Raw genomic sequence first — 21245 nt, 5'->3', positions numbered from 1 at the left:
ATATATTGAATACTACAATACCAAACGGTTAAAAGCAAAAATCAAAATGAGTCCGGTACAGTACCGAACTCATTTTGAGAAAGCTGCTTGATGAAATAACCGTGTCTAGCTTTTGGGGGTCACTTCACCGCCGCGGCTTTTTTTGCGTGACGCGGAATGGTATTATATAGATACAGAATGGTACAGTTGTAACGATGGGGGTGTAACAGCTTGGAAGGCCGCGATGACGCAATTACAAAACATGAGCAGCTGCTGCTGCATATCGAAGGATTGAAGGTAGGAACGAAAATTTCGGTCCGCAAGCTGGCCAAAGAAATGTCCGTCAGCGAGGGAACGGCCTACCGCGCCTTGAAGGACGCGGAAAATCTCGGGATCGTTGTGACGAAGGAGCGGATCGGCACGGTGCGGGTCGAGAAAAAACCGCGCAACATGTCCGAGCAGCTGACCTTTGCCGATGTCGTCGAAATCGTCGAGGGACATATGCTCGGTGGGGCGGAAGGCCTGCATAAAAACCTGCATAAATATGTGATCGGCGCGATGAAGGTGGACGCCATGGCCCGATACATCGACGCCGGAAGCCTGCTTATCGTCGGCAACCGCGAAAATGCGCATACGCTGGCGCTGGAGCAGGGAGCGGGGGTTCTGATCACAGGCGGCTTCGGCACGAGCAAAGAGGTGAAGGCGCTGGCCGACAAGCTGAATTTGCCGATCTTTTCGTCGCGCCACGATACCTTTACCGTTGCGTCGCTGATCAACCGGGCGATCTTCGACCGCCTGATCAAGAAAAAAATTATGATCGTGGAGGATATCGTCGGCAGCAAGCCGAAAATCCATGCGCTGAAGCTGTCCAGCACGGCCGGCGAAAGCATGGCGTTATCCGAGCAAAAAGGCGACACGAGGCTGCCGGTGGTGGACGAATGGAACCGGGTGCTCGGCATCGTCAACCGCAGCGATTTGAGGAAGCTGCCGCCGGAGCAAAGCATCGAAAAAGTGCTGGTCCGCAATCCGGTTACCGCCACGCTGCAAACGTCCCTGGCGTCGGCTGCGCAGCTGATGATGTGGGAGGGCATCGATTTCCTGCCGATCGTGGACAAAAACCGCAAGCTTGTGGCGACCGTCTCGCGCAAGGAAGTGCTGCAGGCGATGCGCGACGCGCGCAAGCAGCCCCAGCTTGGGGAAACGTTCGATCATTTGATCTGGAACGGCTTTGCCGACGAGCGGGACGAGGAGGGAAAGCTCTTTTTTCACGGGTTTATCACTCCGCAGATGGCGACGGATCTCGGGACCATTTCCGAAGGCATCCTTACGACCGTCATGACGCAGGCCGCGCTGCGAGCCGCGAAGGACATGACGGGCAACGATTTCGTATTGGACAACATGTCCACCTATTTCCTCCGTCCGGTCCAGATCGAGGATCCCGTGGCGGTCATGCCGCGGCTGCTGGAAGCAAGCCGCAGGACGTGCAAGCTGGAAATCGAAATGACGCATATGGACAGCTTGGTCGCCAAAGCGGTTCTGACGCTGCAGTCCATCGAACACGGATAAGCCGGAGGGCGCAAGAAATGCAGCAACGAAAAAGCCGGGAGCTCCTTATACGGAGTGCCCGGCTTTTGCCGCTGGCTCGTTCATTTAGTTCGCGTCCTTCGATTTCATCCGGTGGAAGTAGCCGCGGTTGCGGATGCCGGCAAAAATGTTGAACGCGCCGAGCACCAGAAAAACCGCTTCGACGATAACGGCGACCGTCGACCCCCTGAACATGAACATGGCGATCAGCGCCAGCATGACCAGCATCAACCCCATGAAAATGTTCGTAACAGCCCCGTATAACCCGCGCTCGCGGGCGTCTTTGGCGCGCCGGGAACGGCTGCTGTACAGGGCGGCGCAAATGCAGGAAACGACCAGCAGCGCGAAAAGCAAGTAACGGATGAATATAACCATCGGTTGCGTATCCCCTTTTAAATCCTGATGAGGATCATTGTACCATGATTCTACGGATTTCGCACTTTGACCGGATGGACGTCCACCCAGATTTGCAGCATGCCTTCCATCAGCAGCATCGTTTTGATTTCAACGGTATATTCCTTTTCGCGGACCTTGTATATTTTTTCATTGAGCAGCGTCCGGACGAACTTGCTGTACGTATCGATTTCGAATACGTTCCGGCCGCGCAGCACGTCCAAATCATCCCCGAGCTGCACGATGATGGCTTTGACGATGACCGGGTCGAGCGGGGGATCCTGCTGCTCGTTGCGGATTTTGATTTCCCGGATCACCGTTTGCTGGTTTCTGTATTTTTTCAACGTTTTGATATCGTCTTCATATTGCTTGATCTGGATCTCCAAATCCTGATTCGACAGCCAGAGCAAATTATAGCTGTTCTGAAATACGGCGTTGTACACGACGGCGCCTACGACGGCGCCCAAAACGAAAACGGCGGCGATTTGCGAAATATGGCGGTAACGGCTAAACGGAGGAATCCTCATGGCTACTCCCTACCGCCGCAGACCCACTTCACGAGCTCGCTCCCCATATGCGCCCCCAAAAAAGCCGACACGAGAAACAAAATCTGCTTGATCGCCGGGGACAGATTGCCTCCTAAAAAATTGCTTTCGATGACCCGCATCGGATCGATCGTGCCCCCGACCGCCGCGGCGAGGGCCCAGATTTTGATCCGGTCCGCAACGTCCAGCATCGTCTGAGTAGGGGGCTGCAGCGAAATGACCGCCCCGACGCCTCCGACCATCGCCCCCCCGATGACGATGCCGAAGGCGATGAAAAAATCGAGAATCGCCTTGGATAAAAAGGTGCTCATGATATCCCTTCCTTTCAGAGGGGTACTGGCATACCGCCTGTCCGATGGCCTCTATTCCATTCTATGGGCGGTGCCTTGGCGTTTATGATAAAATAATATAAAGGGATGATTGTTTTCCGCATCAATGGCGGACAAAAAGGAGAAGAGATATGAGTTCATTTGTGCATCTTCATGTGCATAGCGAATACAGCCTCCTGGACGGAGCGGCACGGATCTCGGACCTTGTCCGCGGGGCCGCCGATTACGGGATGAAGGCGCTGGCGCTGACCGACCATGGGGTCATGTACGGCACCGTGCCTTTTTATAAAGCCTGCGTTGCCGCGGGCATCAAGCCGATCATCGGCTGCGAGGCTTATCTGACGGCCGGCTCGCGCAAGGAGCGGGGCAGCCGGAAAGACCAGCCGATTTATCATTTGATCCTTCTGGCCAAAAACGGGACCGGCTACCGCAACTTGATGAAGCTGATCTCGATCGGCCATTTGGAAGGTTACAATTATAAACCCCGGATCGACATGGAAGCCCTCCGGGCCCACCATGAGGGGATCATCTGCCTCAGCGCCTGCCTCGGCGGCGAAGTGCCGCAGCATCTGCTGCACGGAAGAACGGAAGAAGCGCGCAAAGCGGCGATCCGCTACCGCGAAATTTTCGGGGAGGACTTTTACCTGGAGCTTCAGGACCACGGACTGCCGGAACAAAAACGCGTCAATCCGCAGCTGGTCGAGCTGGCGGAGGAGCTTGGCATCGAGCTCGTCGCAACCAACGACGTCCATTATTTGAAACGCGAGGATGCCGCCATGCAGGACGTGCTGATTTGCATCGGAACGGGCAAAACGGTCGAGGACGAAGGCCGGCTGCAGATTCAGACGGACCAGCTGTACCTCAAAAACGGGGAGGAAATGGCCCGCTTGTTCCCGCATGTGCCGCAGGCGATCGCCAATACGGCCGCGATTGCGGAAAAGTGCAGCCTGGAGCTGGAATTCGGCCGATCCATCCTGCCGGAATACCGGCCGCTGCCCGAAGGGATGAATTCCGCCCAATATTTGCGCGAGCTTTGCCGCGAAGGCCTTGCCAAGCGCTATGAAAAAACGGAGCTTTGGACCGCGCCGGGCGGCCGGGAGGAGCTGGACAAGCGCCTCGATTACGAGCTCGGCGTCATCGAAAGCATGGGCTTCAGCGACTATTTCCTGATCGTATGGGATTTTATCGCTTACGCGCACAGCCAAGGCATCGCGACAGGCCCCGGAAGGGGATCGTCGGCGGGCAGCCTTGTCGCGTACGTGCTTGAGATCACCAATGTCGACCCGATCAAATATCATCTTCTCTTTGAGCGATTCCTGAATCCGGAGCGCGTGACGATGCCGGATATCGATATCGATTTCAGCGACGAGCGGCGGGACGAAGTCATCCGCTACGTCGTCCGAAAATACGGCCGCGAGCATGTGGCGCAAATCATCACGTTCGGAACGATGGCGGCGCGGGCGGCCGTCCGCGACGTCGGAAGGGCGCTGAACGTGCCGTATGGCGAAGTGGACAAGGCCGCCAAGCTCATCCCGTCCGCCCACGGCATCAGCATCAAGCGGGCGCTGGAGCTGAGCGGGGAACTGCAGGCTTACGCGCAGCAAAACGCGAAAATCCGCGAATTGCTGAACATGGCCATGAAGGTGGAGGGCATGCCCCGCCATGCTTCGACACATGCCGCGGGCGTTGTCATATCCCGCGATCCGCTCACCGACGCGGTGCCGCTGCAAGAAGGCAGCGAGGAAACCGCGCTCACGCAGTATTCGATGGAAAACCTGGAAAGCATCGGTCTGCTCAAGATGGATTTTCTCGGCCTGCGGACGTTGTCCATCATCGAACGCTGCATGAACTGGATCGGCGAAATGACCGGGGAAAGCCCTGATTTTCAGCGGATTCCGGACGACGACCAAAAGACGTACGATATGCTCGGAAGCGGGGAAACGACCGGGATCTTCCAGCTTGAATCCGCCGGCATCCGGCGCGTGCTGAAGGACTTGAAGCCTTCGACGTTCGAAGACATCATTTCGGTCGTTGCGTTGTACCGTCCGGGGCCGATGGAGTTCATACCGAAATTTATTCAATCGAAACACGGCCAAATCGGCGTTGACTATCCGCATGAAGACCTGAAGCCCATTTTGAGCGATACCTATGGCATCATCGTGTATCAGGAGCAGATTATGAAAATCGCCTCGCTGATGGCCGGTTTTTCGCTCGGTGAGGCCGATTTGCTCCGCCGCGCCGTTTCGAAGAAAAAACGCGAGGTGCTGGATCAGGAGCGGAGCCATTTTGTCGCAGGCAGCCTGCAGCAGGGATACGCGGAAGAAGACGCGAACCGGGTCTACGACATGATCGTCCGCTTCGCCGACTACGGCTTTCCGCGGGCGCATGCCGCAGCTTATGCAGTGCTTGCGTTCCAGACGGCATATCTGAAGGCTCATTATCCGGTGCAGTTCATGGCTTCAATGCTGACGGCAGTCATGGGCAGCCACCGCAAAGTCGCGGAATACGTGCTCGAATGCCGGCGGATGGACATCGAGGTGCTGCCGCCGGACGTGAACGAAAGCGGCGTCCTTTTTACGCCGGTCGCCGCAGGCAGAGACGAAGCCCGGCACGGCGCGGGTCCGGGCCACATCCGGTTCGGGCTCGGTGCCATCAAAAACGTCGGCACGCAGGCCGTCGAAAACATGATGCTCGTCAGGGAGGAGAAGCCGTTCGAAAGCCTGCTCGATTTTTGCCGGCGGATCGACCTGCGGGTCTGCAACAAGCGGGTAATCGAATCGCTCATTCAGGCAGGTGCCTTCGATTCGCTGCCGGGCCACCGGGCGCAGCTTCTTGCCATGCTCGACGAAACGGTCGAAGCGGCGGTGAAATGGCGCAAGGAGCGCGAGGATTTGCAGATCCAGCTGTTCGATTTCGTCGAGACGCCGAACTGGGACATCGAATATCCGGACATTCCGCCGTTTTCCGCCGGGCAGCAGCTGGAGCTTGAACGGGAGCTGCTGGGGCTTTACCTGTCCGGGCATCCGCTTGACGATTACGACGTGGCGCTGGACGTTCCCGGCGTCGACCGTCTGATGGACCTGACCGAGGCGGCCGACGAATCGCATACCGTCGTCGCCGCCATGGTCATTTCGGTTAAGTCAATTACGACCAAGCAGGGAAAAGCGATGGCTTTCATGGAAGTGGAGGACCAGATCGAACGCTGCGAAGTGGTCCTCTTTCCGGAAGTGTGGAAGCGGAGCTCGCAGCATGTCGGCAAAGGGGCGCTGATCGCGCTCCGCGCCAAGGTGCAGCAGCAGGACGAGGGCTTCAAGCTGCTCGCCGAGGATGTCCTGCCGCTGGATGAAACGGCGCTCGCGCAGCTGGCGAAACGCTCCCGCATGAAACCTTCCCCCGCAAGGGCGTATCCCAAAGCGGAGCGGAAGCCTGCGTCCCCATCGGGCGCCGAGGGGCCGCAAACGCCTTCCGGCAGCGCCGGGCCCGCAAGCATGCGTCCCGCGCCGGAGCAGGGCAAGTCCGCGGGTCAGCGCGTATTCGTCAAAATTACGCCGCAAGCCGAACATAACCCCGATCTGCTTGCCCGGCTGAAAGTGCTGCTCCAGGAGCATCCGGGGCCGGTGCAGACGGTGCTGTTCTATGAGGAAAGCCAGAAGCTGCTTGCTTTAAGCGACGGCTACCGGATCAAGCCTTCGCCCGAGCTGTTTGCGGAAATGGAACGGATGCTCGGCAAAGAGACGGTCCGGATCAAATAAAAATGCCGGCCGCTCCAAACCGCCGTTAACTTGGCAGCGCACGGGGCCCACAATCTAAACGATTGGCGATTTACCGCAATTTTACGAACGTTTCCGGTTGTTTTCGCATACACATAGAAACACCCTTCCAAGGGACAACATTATGAAAGCGCCGGGGGCTTTGAAAATCAGCTTCCGGCAGCGTATGCGGGGGGAATAACGGATGTCGTATGAAGCAGCGGTAGCCATGCTGAACCGGCGTGGAGTCAAAGTCGAGGATATCGCGAAGATCGTGCACCAGCTCCAGCTGGCTTACCACCCTCTTTTGACATTGCAGGATTGCATGGAAAGCGTCAAAGCGGTACTTGGCAAGCGGGAAGTGCAATATACCCTTTTTACGGGAATGGCGCTCGACGAGCTGGCGGAGCAAAAGCTGCTGCCCCAGCCTCTTCAATCCATCATGGAGGCGGATGAGCCTTTGTATGGCGTGGACGAGACATTGGCTCTTGGCATTACGAATGTGTATGGTATGATCGGATTGACGAGTTTTGGTTATTTGGATAAGGAAAAAAACGGCATCATCGCGGAATTGAACGACAAAAGAAATGAAATCCACGTTTTTTTGGACGATCTGGTGGCGGGGCTTGCCGCAGCGGCTTCGGCCCGCATCGCCCATAGGCATAAAGGCGCGAAAACGTACCCCGATCCGAACGTTCCTCCGGGCTCTTGACCGGAATGCCCGGCCTTTTGCCGCCCCTTGATCCGCAAAAGTGTTCAGAGGCTCTTTCTTGCGGGAAAAAACAGAGTTATGTTATCATTGTTTCATTATACGGGCTAAAGAAACATGAGATTAGGGGGCTGACGAAAGGCATGTGGACGGTCATCTATATCGCGCCAACCGCGAAGGTTGCGGAAATGATCCAGGCCAAGCTAACCGAAGAAGGATTTTTGGTGAAAAGCCGTCCGGTCAACTTATCCAAACAGCAATTTGAAATTCTGGTTCCTTCCGGGGAGCTGGAGGAAGTCCAGGAAGTGCTGAATTCCATTTTGCATCCTTAATCTCTCGGGATACACAAAAGCGGCGTTTAAGATTGATTGAGCATTTGGTGCGGCTGAGCAAATAAACGGCTGGAGAGGTGTAGTTGTGTTTAAAGACTTGTTTCAGAAAAAAAGGAAGTACGCGACCATTCCTTCAGATCGTGTAGGAAGAGGCGCCGAGCCTGGCGAAAGCGAGAGACCCCGGCGGGAAGTTCCCGAAGGGCTCATGAATAAATGTCCCAAGTGCGGCACGATTCAATACAGCAAAGAGCTGGAGAAAAATTTGAAGGTTTGCCCGAACTGCGGGTACCACATGCGCCTGAACGCCATGGAACGGATTCATATGATCCTCGATGAAGAGGGCTTCGAGGAATTCGACAGCGGCATGGTATCGGTGGATCCGCTGCAATTTCCGGGGTACGGAACGAAGCTGGAGCAGCAGAAAATGAAGTCGGGTCTGCGCGAGGCCGTCATTACCGGACAAGGCACCATCGAAGGATTGCCTGTCGTCGTAGCCGTCATGAGCTTCGATTTCTTTACGGGAAGCATGGGTTCGGTCGTAGGCGAAAAGATTACGCGAGCCATTGAGGTGGCGACCGAAAAGGATTTGCCGCTGATCATTTTCTCGACTTCGGGCGGAGCGCGCATGCAGGAGAGCATTCTCAGCTTGATGCAGATGGCCAAAACAAGCGCGGCCTTGTCCCGTTTCAACGAAAAAGGCGGCTTATACATCTCCGTGATTACGGATCCTACGACTGGCGGTGTTTCTGCCAGTTTTGCCACGCTTGGTGACATTAACATTGCCGAGCCGGGCGCCGTGTTCGGATTTGCCGGCCGGATCGTCATCGAGCAGACCATCCGCCAGAAGCTGCCGGATGATTTCCAGACGGCGGAATTCAACCTGGCCCACGGCCAGCTCGACCTGGTCGTCCATCGCAAAGAGCTTCGTCCAATGTTGTACAAGCTCCTTGAGATGCACAGCGTGAAAGGGGGATACTAAGTGGCGGGAGAATTGCCTTTTGAAAAACCCCTTGTTGAAATGCGCCAAAAAATTAACGAGCTGAAGCAGTTCGGACAGGACAAGGGTATCGATTTTACCGAGGAAATTTCGAGGCTGGAAGAACGTTATGCGGAAATGGAGCACGAGATTTATTCGAACATTTCCCCGCACCAGAAAATGCATGTGGCGAGGCATCAGCAGCGTCCGACCTCGCTTGATCTGATCCAGCTCATCTTTACCGACTTTATCGAACTCCACGGCGACCGCGTGTTCGGCGACGATCTCGCCGTCGTTGGCGGGCTCGCCAAGCTGGACGGAAGACCGGTGACGGTGATCGGCCAGCAGAGGGGGAAAGATACGAAGGACAACATCGCCCGTTTCTTCGGCAGCGCGCATCCGGAAGGATTCCGCAAGGCGCTGCGCCTGATGCAGCAGGCGGACAAGTTTAAACGCCCGATCATTACCTTTGTCGACACCAAAGGCGCGTATCCGGGCAATACAGCAGAAGAAAGAGGACAGTCCGAAGCGATCGCCCGGAATTTACGGGAGATGTCCGCGCTCGGCGTTCCTGTCATTTGTGTGATCATCGGCGAAGGTGGAAGCGGCGGTGCTCTTGCGATGGCCGTAGGCAACCGTGTCCTGATGCTCGAGCATGCCATCTATTCGGCGATTTCGCCGAACGGGGCCGCGTCGATTTTGTGGAAGGATGCGTCGAAGGCCGACCAGGCGGCCGAGGCGATGAAAATTACCGCCAAAGACCTGCTTGGGTTCGAAGTGATCGAGGAGATCATTCCGGAGCCGGTCGGCGGCGCCCACAAAAATTACGAATGGACCGCGTCGGCGATCAAGGAAGCGCTGGTCCGGCATTTGGAGGAGCTGTCCGAAATGGACGGCGCAGCCTTGAAAGAAGACAGATACCAGAAGTTCCGCAAGATCGGAAAATTCGCATTTGAGCAATCTTCGACTGCCACAGCAATAGAATAGGCACATCTTGTCAAAGATAGATATGACAAAGTTCCTATACAAAGTCTTAAATTTGTAGTAAATTTAGTTGTTGGATAAAGATGTAGGATAGAGAGATTTTTATGAAAAACGGAGGAGACCCAAATGCGCAAAACTAAAATCGTATGTACTATCGGACCTTCGAGCGAATCGTTGGAAAACACCAAAAAGTTGATTCTCGCAGGCATGAACGTCGCCCGCCTGAACTTCTCGCACGGCGATTTCGAGGAGCATGGCAACCGGATCAAAAACATCCGCCAGGCAGCGAAGGAACTTAACAAAACCGTTGCGATCCTGCTTGACACGAAAGGACCTGAGATCCGCACGGGCAAAATGGCGGTAGAGCCGATCGAGCTGGTTCAAGACGAATACATCACGTTGACGACCGAAGAAATTTTGGGAGACAAAGACCGCATCTCCATTACTTACAAAGATCTTCCTAACGATGTGGAAGTCGGCTCCACGATTCTGATCGACGACGGTCTGATCGGGCTTACGGTTGTCGGCGTCGAAGGCACCGAAATCAAATGCCGCATCGTCAACGGAGGCACCATCAAGAGCAAGAAAGGCGTAAACGTGCCGGGTGTAGCGATTTCTCTGCCGGGAATCACTGAAAAAGACGCCAACGATATCGTGTTTGGGATCGAGCAGGACATCGATTTTATCGCAGCCTCCTTCGTCCGCAAAGCAAGCGACGTTCAAGAAATCCGCGATCTGCTGGAAAAGCATAACGCTGGCCATATCAAAATCATTTCCAAAATCGAGAATCAGCAAGGGGTGGACAACCTCGACGAAATTCTCGAAGCTTCCGACGGCTTGATGGTTGCCCGCGGCGACCTCGGCGTGGAAATTCCTGCGGAAGAAGTGCCGTTGGTCCAAAAACGCATGATCGAGAAATGTAACCTTGCGGGCAAGCCGGTCATTACCGCGACGCAAATGCTCGATTCCATGCAGCGCAACCCGCGTCCGACCCGCGCCGAAGCGAGCGACGTGGCCAACGCGATTTTTGACGGTACCGACGCCATCATGCTTTCCGGCGAAACGGCTGCAGGCAAATATCCGGTGGAATCCGTGCTGACGATGTCCCGCATCGCGGAAAAAGCCGAATCCGCTTTGAACTACCGCGAAATTTTCCTGAAGCAAAGAATCGCTCAGGAAACGACCGTTACGGAAGCGATCAGCCAATCGGTAGCGATCTCCGCGCTCGATTTGAACGCGAAAGCGATCATTTCTTCCACGGAATCCGGCCTGACGGCACGCGTCGTGTCCAAATACCGTCCGCAGGCTCCGATCATCGCCGTGACGACCAAAGAGCGTACGCTCCGCCAGCTGGCGCTGACTTGGGGCGTAACGCCGATCCAAGGCAAAACGGCGGCTTCCACGGACGAAATGTTCGAATACTCCATGAAGGGGGGCCTGGAATCCGGCCTCGTGAAACCTGGAGATCTGGTTGTCATTACGGCCGGCGTGCCGCTTGGACAATCCGGTTCGACGAACCTGGTCAAAGTGAGCCAAATTCCGAACGAATAGCCGGCAAGGCGATACGTTCACGTTTTAACCGCATATTTCGCATGAACTCAAGAAAGGCTGTGCAGGCGACTCCTGCGCAGCCTTTTTTTTTCTAAAAGATAAGAGGGCGGTGCCATAGAAATGCCATGCCGGGACCATCCCGTTAGGTTGAATAGATTGAGTGGAAAGTGGAACAAAATACCTATATAAACATTTTTTATAAATGTCTTATGCCGCAAATTCGAGAGTTGAGAGGGCCCTATGTTATACTGAAAACATTGGAAGAAATTTCGAAGAAAGGACTTTGGCAGACATGGGAAAAGACATGGGGGACAAGCCCGGCCGCTGGCATTACACGACCATCCGGGTCCGTTACCAGGAAAGCGACCAGATGGGCGTGGTGTACCACGCCAATTATTTGAACTGGTTCGAGATCGGGCGGACCGAAATGATCCGCGAGCTTGGCATTACATACCGAAGCATGGAAGAACGGGGCGTTTTGCTGCCCGTAACCGATTTGGACATGAAATTCAATCAGCCCGCGCGCTACGACGACGAGATTACGATTTTTACGCAAATGATCGATTTTTCCAAATTGCGAATCAGATATGCGTACGAGGTACGAAGACTCTCGGACGAAGAACGCCAGGGACTGGCACCTGCATCGTACGACGAGGGGCTTAAGCTGCCCGGGGAGCTGCTTGTATCCGGTTCGACAAGCCATGTGTGGGTCAACCGGGAATGGCATCCCGTAAGGCTGGATAAAAGCGCTCCGGAGCTGTATGAAGCTTTGAGCAAGGCGCTTGCCGGGGGAGGAGTGTCGTAATGTGGAAATGGCCGCTGGCGGTTCTATTGATCGTAGTTGCGGAGATTTACGGTTTTGACCTGGTGGCGAGCCGGGTCGGGGCCGGGAACACATTCCTTTTAACGGTCGTAACCTCCGTGATCGGAATGGTGATGATGCGTTTTGAGGGGCGCAAAGTATTGGAAGATTCGCGCGCCCGGATGAACGCCGGGCAGGTGCCGGGAAGAAGCCTGGTGGACGGATTATGCGTGTTTATCGGCGGCGTTTTGCTTGTCGTGCCGGGATTTATTACCGACATCGTCGGCTTTACGATGGTCTTCCCGCTGACCCGGCCGCTATACCGATTTTTAATACTGAAATGGATCGAGCGGAAAATGAAAGACGGGAAAATCAAGATTTACCGGCGTTAAATGAAGCTGTTTGCAGGTCGATAAAAATTATTTTATTCACCCGATAAAACAATTTGATGCTCTTATCGGGGGCGCTTATGTTCACATATCCGACAAAATACTTTATGATAATAATGATTCCATTACTTTGACGCAGCTCATGTCAGGTAGAATGGCGGACGGCCGTCTTTTTTCTTTCTCGTAAAATGTAAATGTTTTCACGGCTCGTTTACCTGTTTTAAAATCCGTTTTACAAAGGAGAGATGTACGATGACAGCTACGAAAGGCCTTGAGGGAATTGTCGCCGCAGCTTCTTCCATCAGCTCGATCGTGGACGGTGTGCTCACATACCGCGGTTACAATATCGATGATCTTGCGCAAAATGCAAGTTTTGAAGAAGTAGCCTATCTGCTGTGGTTCGGAAAACTGCCTAATGATGCAGAACTGAAACAGCTCCAACAGGATTTAAGCAACGAAGCTACCATTCCGGATGAAGTCATCCAGCAAATGAAATCATATCCTAAAGATACAAACACGATGGCTGCTCTCCGTTCGGCTGTATCCGCCCTCGCCCTGTACGATGGGGAAGCCGATGACATGAGCCGTGAAGCTAACGAACGGAAAGCGGTCCGCCTTCAGGCAAAGCTGCCTACTGTAATCGCTGCGCTGGCCCGCATCCGCGAAGGGAAAGAGCCTGTAGCGCCGCTGGCGGGGGTATCCATTGCCGAAAACTTCCTGTACATGCTCAGAGGCGAAAAGCCGGACGAGGTTTCGGTGAAAGCGTTGGATCAGGCGCTTGTGCTGCATGCGGACCATGAGCTGAACGCTTCCACGTTTGCCGCTCGCGTAACCGTGGCTACGCTTTCAGACATCTATTCCGGGGTGACTTCGGCGATCGGCGCCTTGAAGGGGCCGCTGCACGGCGGAGCCAACGAAGCCGTCATGAAAATGCTGAACGAAATCGGATCGATCGAAAACGTCGAGCCGTACATCATGAACAAGCTGGAAAACCGCGACAAAATCATGGGCTTCGGCCACCGCGTCTATAAAAACGGCGATCCGCGCGCGAAGCATTTGCAAAAAATGTCCCGCGAGCTTGGCGAAATGAAAGGCGATACGCAGCTGTACGACATGTCCGTCAAGATCGACGATCTGGTCACAAGCCAAAAAGGTTTGCGGCCAAATGTGGATTTCTACTCCGCTTCTGTGTATACTCAGCTAGGGATCAATCACGAGTTGTTTACTCCGATTTTTGCCATCAGCCGCGTGTCCGGATGGACCGCCCATATTCTCGAACAATACGAGAACAACCGGATTATCCGTCCGCGTGCCGAATATGTGGGGCAGACCGATCAGAAATACGTGCCGGTCGAACAACGCGCATAATGGGCAACGTTTCATGCTAGGGGACCGAAACGACGCATGCTGCGCGTTTTCGGAGCCCCTATCCGGCTGTCAGTGAGCCAGAAATCATGTTATTAAACAAAGGAGGATGTTCATAATGAAATTGGAAAAATTCGCGCTTCCTACCGAGGGTGAAAAAATCGAAATCGTAAACGGCAAGCTTCAGGTGCCAAACAACCCGATCATTCCTTTTATCGAGGGCGACGGCACCGGCCGCGACATTTGGAAAGCTTCCAAACGCGTTCTGGACGCTGCGGTGGACAAGGCTTACGGCGGCTCCAAAAAAATCGCGTGGTACGAAGTATTCGCCGGCGAAAAAGCATTCAATACATACGGAGAATGGCTGCCGAACGACACGCTTGAAGCCATCCGTGAATATATCGTTGCCATCAAAGGACCTTTGACTACGCCGATCGGCGGCGGCATTCGTTCCCTGAACGTGGCGCTTCGCCAAGAGCTTGATCTGTACGTCTGCTTGCGTCCTGTGCGTTATTTCAATGGCGTGCCTTCGCCGGTGAAACATCCTGAACAAGTCGACATGGTTATTTTCCGTGAAAATACCGAAGATATTTATGCAGGGATCGAATACAAAGAAGGCTCCGAAGAAGTGAAAAAGGTCATCAAATTCCTTCAGGAAGAAATGGGAGTCAACAAAATCCGCTTCCCTGAAACTTCCGGCATCGGCATCAAGCCGGTTTCCTCCGAAGGTTCCAAACGTCTCGTTCGCGCCGCCGTCGAATATGCGATCAAACACGGCCGCAAGAGCGTGACGCTCGTTCACAAAGGCAACATCATGAAATTTACGGAAGGCGCCTTCAAAAACTGGGGCTACGAAGTGGCCGAACAAGAATTCGGCGATAAAGTGTTCACTTGGGCGCAATACGACGCCATTAAGGAAAAAGACGGCGTAGACGCCGCGAATGCCGCTCAAAGCGCTGCGGAAGCCGAAGGCAAAATCATCGTGAAGGACGCGATTGCGGACATCGCCCTGCAGCAAGTGTTGACTCGTCCGACCGACTTCGACGTCATCGCGACGCTGAACCTGAACGGCGACTACCTGTCCGACGCATTGGCTGCCCAAATCGGCGGTATCGGCATCGCTCCGGGCGCGAACATCAACTACGTTACCGGACACGCGATCTTCGAAGCTACGCACGGCACGGCTCCGAAATATGCGGACAAAGACGTCGTGAACCCTGGTTCCGTCATCCTGTCCGGCGTCATGCTGCTTGAGCATCTCGGATGGCAGGAAGCGGCCGACCTGATCTACAAAGGCATGGAAACTTCCATCAACAACAAAACCGTAACTTACGACTTTGCCCGCCTGATGGACGGCGCAACCCAAGTCAAATGCTCCGAGTTTGCAGATGAAGTCATCAAAAACATGTAGGAGTGAGGATCATGGCATTAACACGTAAAAAAATTACGGTTGTAGGCGCCGGTTTCACCGGCGCGACTACGGCTCTAATGCTGGCTCAAAAAGAACTGGGAAACGTGGTATTGCTTGATATCCCTCAACTGGAAAACCCGACGAAAGGCAAGGCGCTCGACATGCTGGAAGCAAGTCCGGTGCAAGGCTTCGACAGCCAAATCATCGGCACTTCCAACTATGACGACGCGGCCGGCTCCGACATCGTCATCATTACGGCCGGCGTAGCGCGCAAACCGGGCATGAGCCGCGACGATCTCGTGAACACCAACGCGGGCATCATGAAATCCGTTTGCGAAAACGTGAAAAGGGTCGCTCCGGAATCGATCGTCATCATCCTGAGCAATCCGGTAGACGCTATGACGTATGCTGCGTACAAAACGCTCGGTTTCCCGAAAAACCGCGTCATCGGCCAATCCGGCGTGCTCGATACCGCCCGCTACTGCACGTTTATCGCGCAGGAGCTGAACGTATCCGTGGAAGACGTTCGCGGCTTCGTGCTGGGCGGACACGGCGACGATATGGTTCCGCTCGTTCGTTATTCGAACGTCGGCGGCATCCCGATCGACAAGCTGATCCCTGCGGACCGCATCGAAGCCATCGTACAGCGCACCCGCGTGGGGGGCGGCGAAATCGTCAACCTGCTCGGCAACGGCAGCGCGTATTACGCGCCTGCGGCTTCCCTTGTGCAAATGGCGGAAGCGATCATTAAAGACAAAAAGCGGATCATACCGGTCATCGCCTATCTCGAAGGCGAATACGGCTACAACGATTTATTCCTCGGCGTTCCCGTCATCCTCGGCGGCGACGGCATCGAAAAAGTGTTCGAGCTGGAGCTGACGGCCGAAGAAAAAACGGCGCTCGACAAATCGGCGGACTCCGTGCGCAGCGTCATCCAAGTCGTGAACGCGTAACGAATCAATAGTTCCGGCAAGCATCATCTAAGGAAAACCTCTAAGTTTGTTCACGATTTAGAGGTTTTCTTTTCTTTTGGTTGGTGTAAAATGATAATGGATGTAATTTAAATCATAGACACAAGTGGAGGGATACGGTTCATGGCAATGGTAATGTTATTCATACATATTATTGGCGCCGCTGCGTTGGGATTCTACCTGATTCTGCCGTTTGCGATCGGGAAAGCGGCCAAGCTGTCTTTGGCAGCCCAGGAAGGAAGCGCGACAGCGATCCGAAGCCTGAATACTTTTGCGCAAATTGCGTTGATTATCCAGCTGCTTACCGGCGGATATTTGATGAGCCAAGGAAAATATTCCGTGCCTTGGATGATCGTGGTCGTTATTTTGTTCCTTGCGATCGGAGCCATCAGCGGCATGATGGGCAAACCGCTTCGCCTCGCCGTGGACGGCATTAAAAATAACCGGGACATTTCGGTTGAAACCGGAAAAATTCGCACGCTCAGCGCATTGCTGGCGATCTGCGTGCTTGTGATGCTGTTTTTTATGGTATACAACCACATCATTTAATCGGCTGCATAAGAACGATAAGGGCATCCTTTCCATCGATTGGGGAGGATGCTTTTTTGTTTGAGGAACCGATGATGCGGGTAAGTAAACAACGTCAGACGCATAAAGGGTTTGTTTTACTTGCATCCTAATATGGGAATGGTATCCTGTGTGCCAGAAATGGACAAAAAGCCAAGATCAGCACGGAAAGGAGCATGAATCATGTCAGGAAATCAACAAACCAAACAAACGATGCCTCCCCAGCATCAGAACCGGCAACCGGGGATCGAATCGGAAATGAACCCGCTGCCGAAATACGAGCCTAAAGATTACGTCGCCGCCGGAAAGCTGAAAAACAAAAAGGCAATCATTACCGGAGGGGACAGCGGGATCGGACGAGCCGTGGCCGTCGCGTTCGCCAAGGAAGGCGCGGATCTCGCGATCGTGTACTTGAACGAGCATGGGGACGCGGAGGAAACAAAGCGGCAGGTAGAACAGGAAGGACGCAAATGCCTGCTGATCCCGGGCGATATCGGCGACGAGGCGTTTTGCAAAAACGCCGTAAATATGACGGTGCAGGAGCTAGGGGGACTGGATGTTTTGATCAACAACGCCGCCGAGCAGCATCCACAGCAGAAAATCGAGGATATTACACAAGAGCAGTTGGAGCGGACGTTTCGCACGAATATATTCGGCATGTTTTTTATGACGAAAATGGCGATGCCGCATTTGAAGAACGGCTGTGCCATCGTCAACACGGCTTCGGTGACCGCGTACAAGGGGAACCCGACGCTGATCGATTATTCCGCCACGAAGGGCGCCATCGTCAGCTTCACTCGGGCGTTATCGATGAACGTGGCGCCTAAAGGCATCCGCGTCAATGCGGTGGCGCCCGGGCCGATTTGGACGCCGCTCATTCCGTCCACGTTCGACGAGAAGCAGGTAAGCCAATTCGGAGGAGACACGCCGATGAAACGTCCGGGGCAGCCGGAAGAGCTGGCGCCCGCGTACGTCTATCTCGCGTCGGACGATTCTTCTTACGTAAGCGGCCAAGTCATCCACGTCAATGGCGGGGAAATCGTCAACGGCTAATCGCGAGCGCCAAAAAAAGGTTGGGCAGACGTTTCCATCTGCTCAACCTTTTTTGTACCCGGATTATTTGAAAGCTTCCCGGAACGTCACTCCGAATCCGGCGCGAGCTGCGACAGCTCATCCAGCGACATGTCGAAGCTCGGAGCCATATGTTCAAGGAAATAATCGGCTTCGGGCAGCTGAAGCTGCTTGATTTTGGCCAACGTCTGTTCCTTGGCTACGGCGAATTCGCGGTTTCCGGACGCGACCTCCAAGGCGCATTTGAGATAGGCGTCCAGGCTGTCGGCGGCTTTTACGTAGCGCAGCAGCTCGCGCTGCTCCGCATCCGCGGCATCCTGGCGGAACAGGCTCGCATACTCGCCTTGAAGTTCGGAAGGAGCCATGGCTGCCAGCCGTTTGGCCGCGATGTTCTCCATTTCGCGAAAGCTGGCGAGCAGCTGCGGATTGTTATGTTTGACGGGCGTCGCGATATCGCCGGTAAACACCTCGACCACGTCATGGTACAATGCTAGAGTGGCGGCGCGGTCCGCATTTAATGTCCGGCCAAAATACGTGTTCCCGATCAGGCAAAGCATATGGGTTAAAAGCGACACGTGGAAAGAGTGCTCCGCCACGTTTTCGGTTCTCGTGTTTCGCATCAGGCTCCAGCGCCGGATGTATTGCAATCGGTACATATAAGCTGCAATCGGAAAATCCAAAGCAATACGCTCCTTATGTTAAAATTTAATCCTGCCATGACATTCGGTTATTATTATACTCTTATGCCAAGCAAGCAGGCTACCCGGAACGGCATGCTTTTCATCGCAAACGTTTCGGGATAGGATAGGAGAAGGAATACGGCAGCATTATTCACTTGAATCCATAAAAAGGAAGACATGACATGAGACCCTTTCGCATCAGACTCACCATCATTTTAATGGTTATGATCGGGATATCCATGGCGGGTGCCGGTTTGACGATGGCCCGGGTGTTTGAAAAATCGCATATTTCCGCGCTGGAAGAAAACATGATCCGGGAAATCCAGCTGCTCAGCCGGACCTTTGACTTTCATCAGGCGCAAAGCGGGGACGCCATCGATTATTATACCCGCGAAGCGAGGGAACTGGCGGCTCTGACCGACTCCAGGGTGACTTTTATCTCGAAAAACGGCACCGTCATCGGGGACTCGGAAAGCGATCCGAGGCATATGGATAACCACAGCGGCCGCGAAGAAATCAAGGATGCGGCCCGAAAAGGCTCCGGCAGCGCGATTCGCCACAGCTCCACGCTAAAGGAGGACATGCTGTACGTAGCGGTCCCCGTCGTATCGGCAGGGAACTTTGACGGTTTCATCCGGCTTTCGGTCAGCCTTGCTTCCGTCGATCAAGGGGTGCGCAAAGGCTGGACGCTGATGGCCGGCGGCCTGGCCATTTTGTTCGTCATCGCTGCGGTCGTCAGTTACCGGGTCGCGGCGGGGTTGACTTCACCCTTGGAGAAAATTACGCGGGTCGCCGGGAGAATTTCGAAACTGGACTACGACGCCAGGGTAAACATCAACCGGAAGGACGAGATCGGCGAGCTGGCGAAAGCGATCAACGGCATGGCCGACAGCCTTCAAAATCAGCTGCAAACGATCCGGGACAACGAAAACCTGCTGCAAAGCGTGCTGGATAACATGACGACAGGGATTTTGCTCGTCAATCCGGAGGGCAAAATCGCTCTGATCAACCCGGCAACCGAAAACATGCTTCATATTAAGGGCGGGCAATTTAACGGCCGGCCGGTGGCCGAGCTGAAGCAGTACTACGAACTGACGCGCCTCATTCAGGAAGGGATCGAGCGGCGGGAGAACATTCACGAGGAACGGAGCGTGTACCAGCCGGCCGAAACGATTCTGCAATTGGACGGCGTGCCGATGTTCGGGGAGGACGGCAGCTTTAAAGGCATGTTGTTCCTGCTCCAGAACATTACCGCGATCCGCCGCCTGGAAAACATGAGAAGCGAGTTCGTCGCAAACGTATCGCATGAGCTGAAGACGCCAGTGGCCGCGGTAAAAGGTTTTGCCGAGACGCTGCTTGGAGGCGGCGTGAAGGACGAAGAGACGGCCCGCTCTTTCCTGCAGATCATCTACGATGAAAGCGAACGGCTGAACCGTTTGATCAGCGACATTCTCGATTTGTCCAAAATCGAGTCGAGGCGTTCCCCGATGGATTACGCGCCGGTTCACATGGCAACATTTTGCGCATCGATCCTGGACACAATGGCGACTGTGGCCGAGAAAAAAAGGATCGCGCTGCATGGCGACATTCCCGAGGAGCTGTTTATTGAAGCGGACGAGGACAAGCTGCGCCAAATTTTGATCAACCTGCTGTCCAACGCCATCAGCTACACGCAGGACGGCGGCAAGGTGGAGCTGAACGTCCGCGAGATTCAGGACGCCGAAGGCACGGAAAAGATCCTTATCCATGTGACCGACACGGGCATCGGCATTCCGAAAAAAGACCAGCCGCGCATTTTCGAACGATTTTACCGGGTGGATAAGGCACGATCCAGAAGCTCTGGCGGCACCGGGTTAGGGCTTTCCATCGTCAAGCATTTGGTGGAGCTGCATCACGGCGAAATTTCCGTGGAAAGCGAGCTCGGCATCGGTACGACGTTTACGGTCGAACTGCCGATGCTGCAGGATTAAAAAGAATGTAAAGCACCGCAAGCCATGTCCTTACATTTTGCATTTCTTTACACAGCGTTTACAATGGAGTGGTACAATGGACTTGTCGGAAGCCTTAACCATTGTTTTTTGAGAAGCGGGGGTATATTTGCAATGTCACAGCGATTGCTGGTTATCGAAGACGAACCGACTCTCGCCAGATTGCTGTCCTACAATCTGACGCAGGAAGGTTACGAAGTCACCATCTCGGATCACGGAACAACCGGCTTCGAGCGGGCGGTTCAAGAGCCGTTTGATTTGATCGTGCTTGATTTGATGCTGCCGGGAATGAACGGGTTCGACATTCTGGGCAAGCTGCGCGGAAAAGGCATTGCGACGCCGGTCATCATTTTGACGGCCAAAAACGCCGAGGAGGAAGTCGTTCAAGGCCTGAAGCTTGGCGCCGACGACTACATCACCAAACCGTTTGGCGTATCCGAGCTGCTGGCCAGGGTTGCGACGGTGCTGCGCCGCGTATCGGGGGTAAAGGAGGAAGCCACTCCGCAAACCTCGGATTCGGCCATCCGCCTCGGCAAGCTGGAAATTTTCCCCGAGAAATACGAAGTGTTGCTTGGCGGCACCAGCATCAGCCTAAGGCCGAAGGAATTCGAGGTTCTGCTGTATCTCGCGCGCAAGCCGGGCGTCGTTCTGACGAGGGACGATTTGATGAATGCCGTTTGGGGCTTCGATTATATCGGCGGGCAGCGTACGGTGGACGTCCATGTCAGCTCGCTCCGCAAAAAATTGGAGCTGGATCCCGAATCCGTGCATATCGATTCCATCCGCGGCGTCGGATACAAACTTGTGATCAACAAAGGAAGCGCTCATCATCAACCATCATGATGAGGGCTTTTTTTGTTGTCATCGGAG

21 protein-coding genes are annotated in these 21245 nt (G+C 54.5%); 17 read left to right on the top strand and 4 right to left on the bottom strand.

Translation table 11 applies throughout. The features are described from left to right. Together RJP21_RS22875 and RJP21_RS22870 are read left to right on the top strand one after the other, a co-directional pair. Window positions 1–91 (top strand): IS3 family transposase (locus tag RJP21_RS22875; protein ID WP_310861361.1); only part of this gene is annotated, 91 nt, incomplete at its 5' end. Window positions 92–210: 119 nt separating this feature from the next. Beyond that, window positions 211–1545, top strand: coding sequence for a DRTGG domain-containing protein (locus RJP21_RS22870; protein ID WP_310861349.1), 1335 nt, complete (start codon window positions 211–213; stop codon window positions 1543–1545). An 84-nt stretch (window positions 1546–1629) separates the two neighbouring features. Here RJP21_RS22870 and RJP21_RS22865 read toward each other — a convergent pair whose 3' ends face one another. The 3 genes from RJP21_RS22865 to RJP21_RS22855 are packed head-to-tail and all read right to left on the bottom strand — an operon-like array spanning window position 1630 to window position 2812. Beyond that, window positions 1630–1938 (bottom strand): YtpI family protein, encoded by a 309-nt coding sequence (locus RJP21_RS22865; protein ID WP_160043249.1) that lies wholly within the window; start codon window positions 1936–1938, stop codon window positions 1630–1632. A 50-nt stretch (window positions 1939–1988) separates the two neighbouring features. Continuing rightward, window positions 1989–2483, bottom strand: coding sequence for a sporulation membrane protein YtrI (locus RJP21_RS22860; RefSeq protein ID WP_310861348.1), 495 nt, complete (start codon window positions 2481–2483; stop codon window positions 1989–1991). Between the two features lie 2 nt (window positions 2484–2485). Beyond that, window positions 2486–2812: a YtrH family sporulation protein gene (locus RJP21_RS22855; RefSeq protein ID WP_310861347.1), complete on the bottom strand. Its 327-nt coding sequence runs from the start codon at window positions 2810–2812 to the stop codon at window positions 2486–2488. 149 nt (window positions 2813–2961) lie between these two features. On the opposite strand from RJP21_RS22855, the gene RJP21_RS22850 reads away from it, so the two are divergent. The 13 genes from RJP21_RS22850 to RJP21_RS22790 all read left to right on the top strand — a co-directional run bounded on the left by RJP21_RS22850 (window position 2962) and on the right by RJP21_RS22790 (window position 17689). After that, complete coding sequence (locus RJP21_RS22850) at window positions 2962–6582, top strand: DNA polymerase III subunit alpha (RefSeq protein ID WP_310861346.1); 3621 nt, start codon at window positions 2962–2964, stop codon at window positions 6580–6582. 202 nt (window positions 6583–6784) lie between these two features. After that, complete coding sequence (locus RJP21_RS22845) at window positions 6785–7291, top strand: phosphatidylglycerophosphatase A family protein (RefSeq protein WP_160043253.1); 507 nt, start codon at window positions 6785–6787, stop codon at window positions 7289–7291. A 140-nt stretch (window positions 7292–7431) separates the two neighbouring features. Continuing rightward, complete coding sequence (locus RJP21_RS22840; RefSeq protein ID WP_036707848.1) at window positions 7432–7620, top strand: hypothetical protein; 189 nt, start codon at window positions 7432–7434, stop codon at window positions 7618–7620. A gap of 85 nt (window positions 7621–7705) precedes the next feature. Further along, window positions 7706–8599, top strand: coding sequence for an acetyl-CoA carboxylase, carboxyltransferase subunit beta (gene accD / locus RJP21_RS22835; protein ID WP_310861345.1), 894 nt, complete (start codon window positions 7706–7708; stop codon window positions 8597–8599). Further along, window positions 8600–9583, top strand: a complete 984-nt coding sequence (locus RJP21_RS22830) for an acetyl-CoA carboxylase carboxyltransferase subunit alpha (protein ID WP_310861344.1) — start codon at window positions 8600–8602, stop codon at window positions 9581–9583. Between the two features lie 123 nt (window positions 9584–9706). Next, complete coding sequence (gene pyk, locus RJP21_RS22825) at window positions 9707–11131, top strand: pyruvate kinase (RefSeq protein ID WP_160043256.1); 1425 nt, start codon at window positions 9707–9709, stop codon at window positions 11129–11131. 292 nt (window positions 11132–11423) lie between these two features. Beyond that, window positions 11424–11936, top strand: a complete 513-nt coding sequence (locus RJP21_RS22820; RefSeq protein WP_310861343.1) for an acyl-CoA thioesterase — start codon at window positions 11424–11426, stop codon at window positions 11934–11936. Beyond that, on the top strand, window positions 11936–12325 hold the full coding sequence (locus RJP21_RS22815; RefSeq protein ID WP_310861342.1) for an FxsA family protein: 390 nt from the start codon (window positions 11936–11938) through the stop codon (window positions 12323–12325). The genes RJP21_RS22820 and RJP21_RS22815 overlap by 1 nt, the downstream gene beginning before the upstream one ends. Window positions 12326–12574: 249 nt before the next feature. Beyond that, a complete protein-coding gene (gene citZ, locus RJP21_RS22810) occupies window positions 12575–13690 on the top strand; it encodes a citrate synthase (RefSeq protein ID WP_160043259.1) in 1116 nt (371 codons plus the stop codon). A 115-nt stretch (window positions 13691–13805) separates the two neighbouring features. Continuing rightward, on the top strand, window positions 13806–15098 hold the full coding sequence (gene icd / locus RJP21_RS22805; RefSeq protein ID WP_036707858.1) for an NADP-dependent isocitrate dehydrogenase: 1293 nt from the start codon (window positions 13806–13808) through the stop codon (window positions 15096–15098). 11 nt (window positions 15099–15109) lie between these two features. Then, window positions 15110–16051, top strand: a complete 942-nt coding sequence (gene mdh, locus RJP21_RS22800) for a malate dehydrogenase (RefSeq protein ID WP_310861341.1) — start codon at window positions 15110–15112, stop codon at window positions 16049–16051. 141 nt (window positions 16052–16192) lie between these two features. Next, entirely contained in the window at window positions 16193–16618 is a 426-nt protein-coding gene (locus RJP21_RS22795) for a hypothetical protein (protein ID WP_310861340.1), read from the top strand. Window positions 16619–16819: 201 nt separating this feature from the next. Beyond that, window positions 16820–17689: an SDR family oxidoreductase gene (locus tag RJP21_RS22790; RefSeq protein WP_310861339.1), complete on the top strand. Its 870-nt coding sequence runs from the start codon at window positions 16820–16822 to the stop codon at window positions 17687–17689. 86 nt (window positions 17690–17775) lie between these two features. Here the strand turns inward: RJP21_RS22790 and yfbR are convergent, their stop codons facing one another. Next, window positions 17776–18387, bottom strand: coding sequence for a 5'-deoxynucleotidase (gene yfbR, locus RJP21_RS22785; RefSeq protein WP_310861338.1), 612 nt, complete (start codon window positions 18385–18387; stop codon window positions 17776–17778). Window positions 18388–18569: 182 nt separating this feature from the next. Between yfbR and pnpS the strand changes: the two genes are divergently transcribed. Together pnpS and RJP21_RS22775 are read left to right on the top strand one after the other, a co-directional pair. Then, window positions 18570–20357 (top strand): two-component system histidine kinase PnpS, encoded by a 1788-nt coding sequence (pnpS, locus tag RJP21_RS22780; protein WP_212957800.1) that lies wholly within the window; start codon window positions 18570–18572, stop codon window positions 20355–20357. Window positions 20358–20489: 132 nt separating this feature from the next. Then, entirely contained in the window at window positions 20490–21218 is a 729-nt protein-coding gene (locus RJP21_RS22775; protein ID WP_310861337.1) for a response regulator transcription factor, read from the top strand. Window positions 21219–21245 lie beyond the last annotated feature (27 nt).

Source organism: Paenibacillus sp. VCA1 (genome assembly GCF_031583795.1).
Lineage (GTDB): Bacteria > Bacillota > Bacilli > Paenibacillales > Paenibacillaceae > Paenibacillus_AQ > Paenibacillus_AQ albilobatus.
Note: the sequence above shows the minus strand (reverse complement) of the source record. Positions and strands in the feature narration are given on the sequence as shown.

Coding starts and splice junctions, on each gene's coding strand:
- RJP21_RS22865 (WP_160043249.1), bottom strand. CDS start 1,938: ATGGTTATATTCATCCGTTACTTGCTTTTCGCGCTGCTGGTCGTTTCC.
- RJP21_RS22860 (WP_310861348.1), bottom strand. CDS start 2,483: ATGAGGATTCCTCCGTTTAGCCGTTACCGCCATATTTCGCAAATCGCC.
- RJP21_RS22855 (WP_310861347.1), bottom strand. CDS start 2,812: ATGAGCACCTTTTTATCCAAGGCGATTCTCGATTTTTTCATCGCCTTC.
- RJP21_RS22850 (WP_310861346.1), top strand. CDS start 2,962: ATGAGTTCATTTGTGCATCTTCATGTGCATAGCGAATACAGCCTCCTG.
- RJP21_RS22845 (WP_160043253.1), top strand. CDS start 6,785: ATGTCGTATGAAGCAGCGGTAGCCATGCTGAACCGGCGTGGAGTCAAA.
- RJP21_RS22840 (WP_036707848.1), top strand. CDS start 7,432: ATGTGGACGGTCATCTATATCGCGCCAACCGCGAAGGTTGCGGAAATG.
- pyk (WP_160043256.1), top strand. CDS start 9,707: ATGCGCAAAACTAAAATCGTATGTACTATCGGACCTTCGAGCGAATCG.
- RJP21_RS22820 (WP_310861343.1), top strand. CDS start 11,424: ATGGGAAAAGACATGGGGGACAAGCCCGGCCGCTGGCATTACACGACC.
- RJP21_RS22815 (WP_310861342.1), top strand. CDS start 11,936: ATGTGGAAATGGCCGCTGGCGGTTCTATTGATCGTAGTTGCGGAGATT.
- citZ (WP_160043259.1), top strand. CDS start 12,575: ATGACAGCTACGAAAGGCCTTGAGGGAATTGTCGCCGCAGCTTCTTCC.
- icd (WP_036707858.1), top strand. CDS start 13,806: ATGAAATTGGAAAAATTCGCGCTTCCTACCGAGGGTGAAAAAATCGAA.
- mdh (WP_310861341.1), top strand. CDS start 15,110: ATGGCATTAACACGTAAAAAAATTACGGTTGTAGGCGCCGGTTTCACC.
- RJP21_RS22795 (WP_310861340.1), top strand. CDS start 16,193: ATGGCAATGGTAATGTTATTCATACATATTATTGGCGCCGCTGCGTTG.
- RJP21_RS22790 (WP_310861339.1), top strand. CDS start 16,820: ATGTCAGGAAATCAACAAACCAAACAAACGATGCCTCCCCAGCATCAG.
- pnpS (WP_212957800.1), top strand. CDS start 18,570: ATGAGACCCTTTCGCATCAGACTCACCATCATTTTAATGGTTATGATC.
- RJP21_RS22775 (WP_310861337.1), top strand. CDS start 20,490: ATGTCACAGCGATTGCTGGTTATCGAAGACGAACCGACTCTCGCCAGA.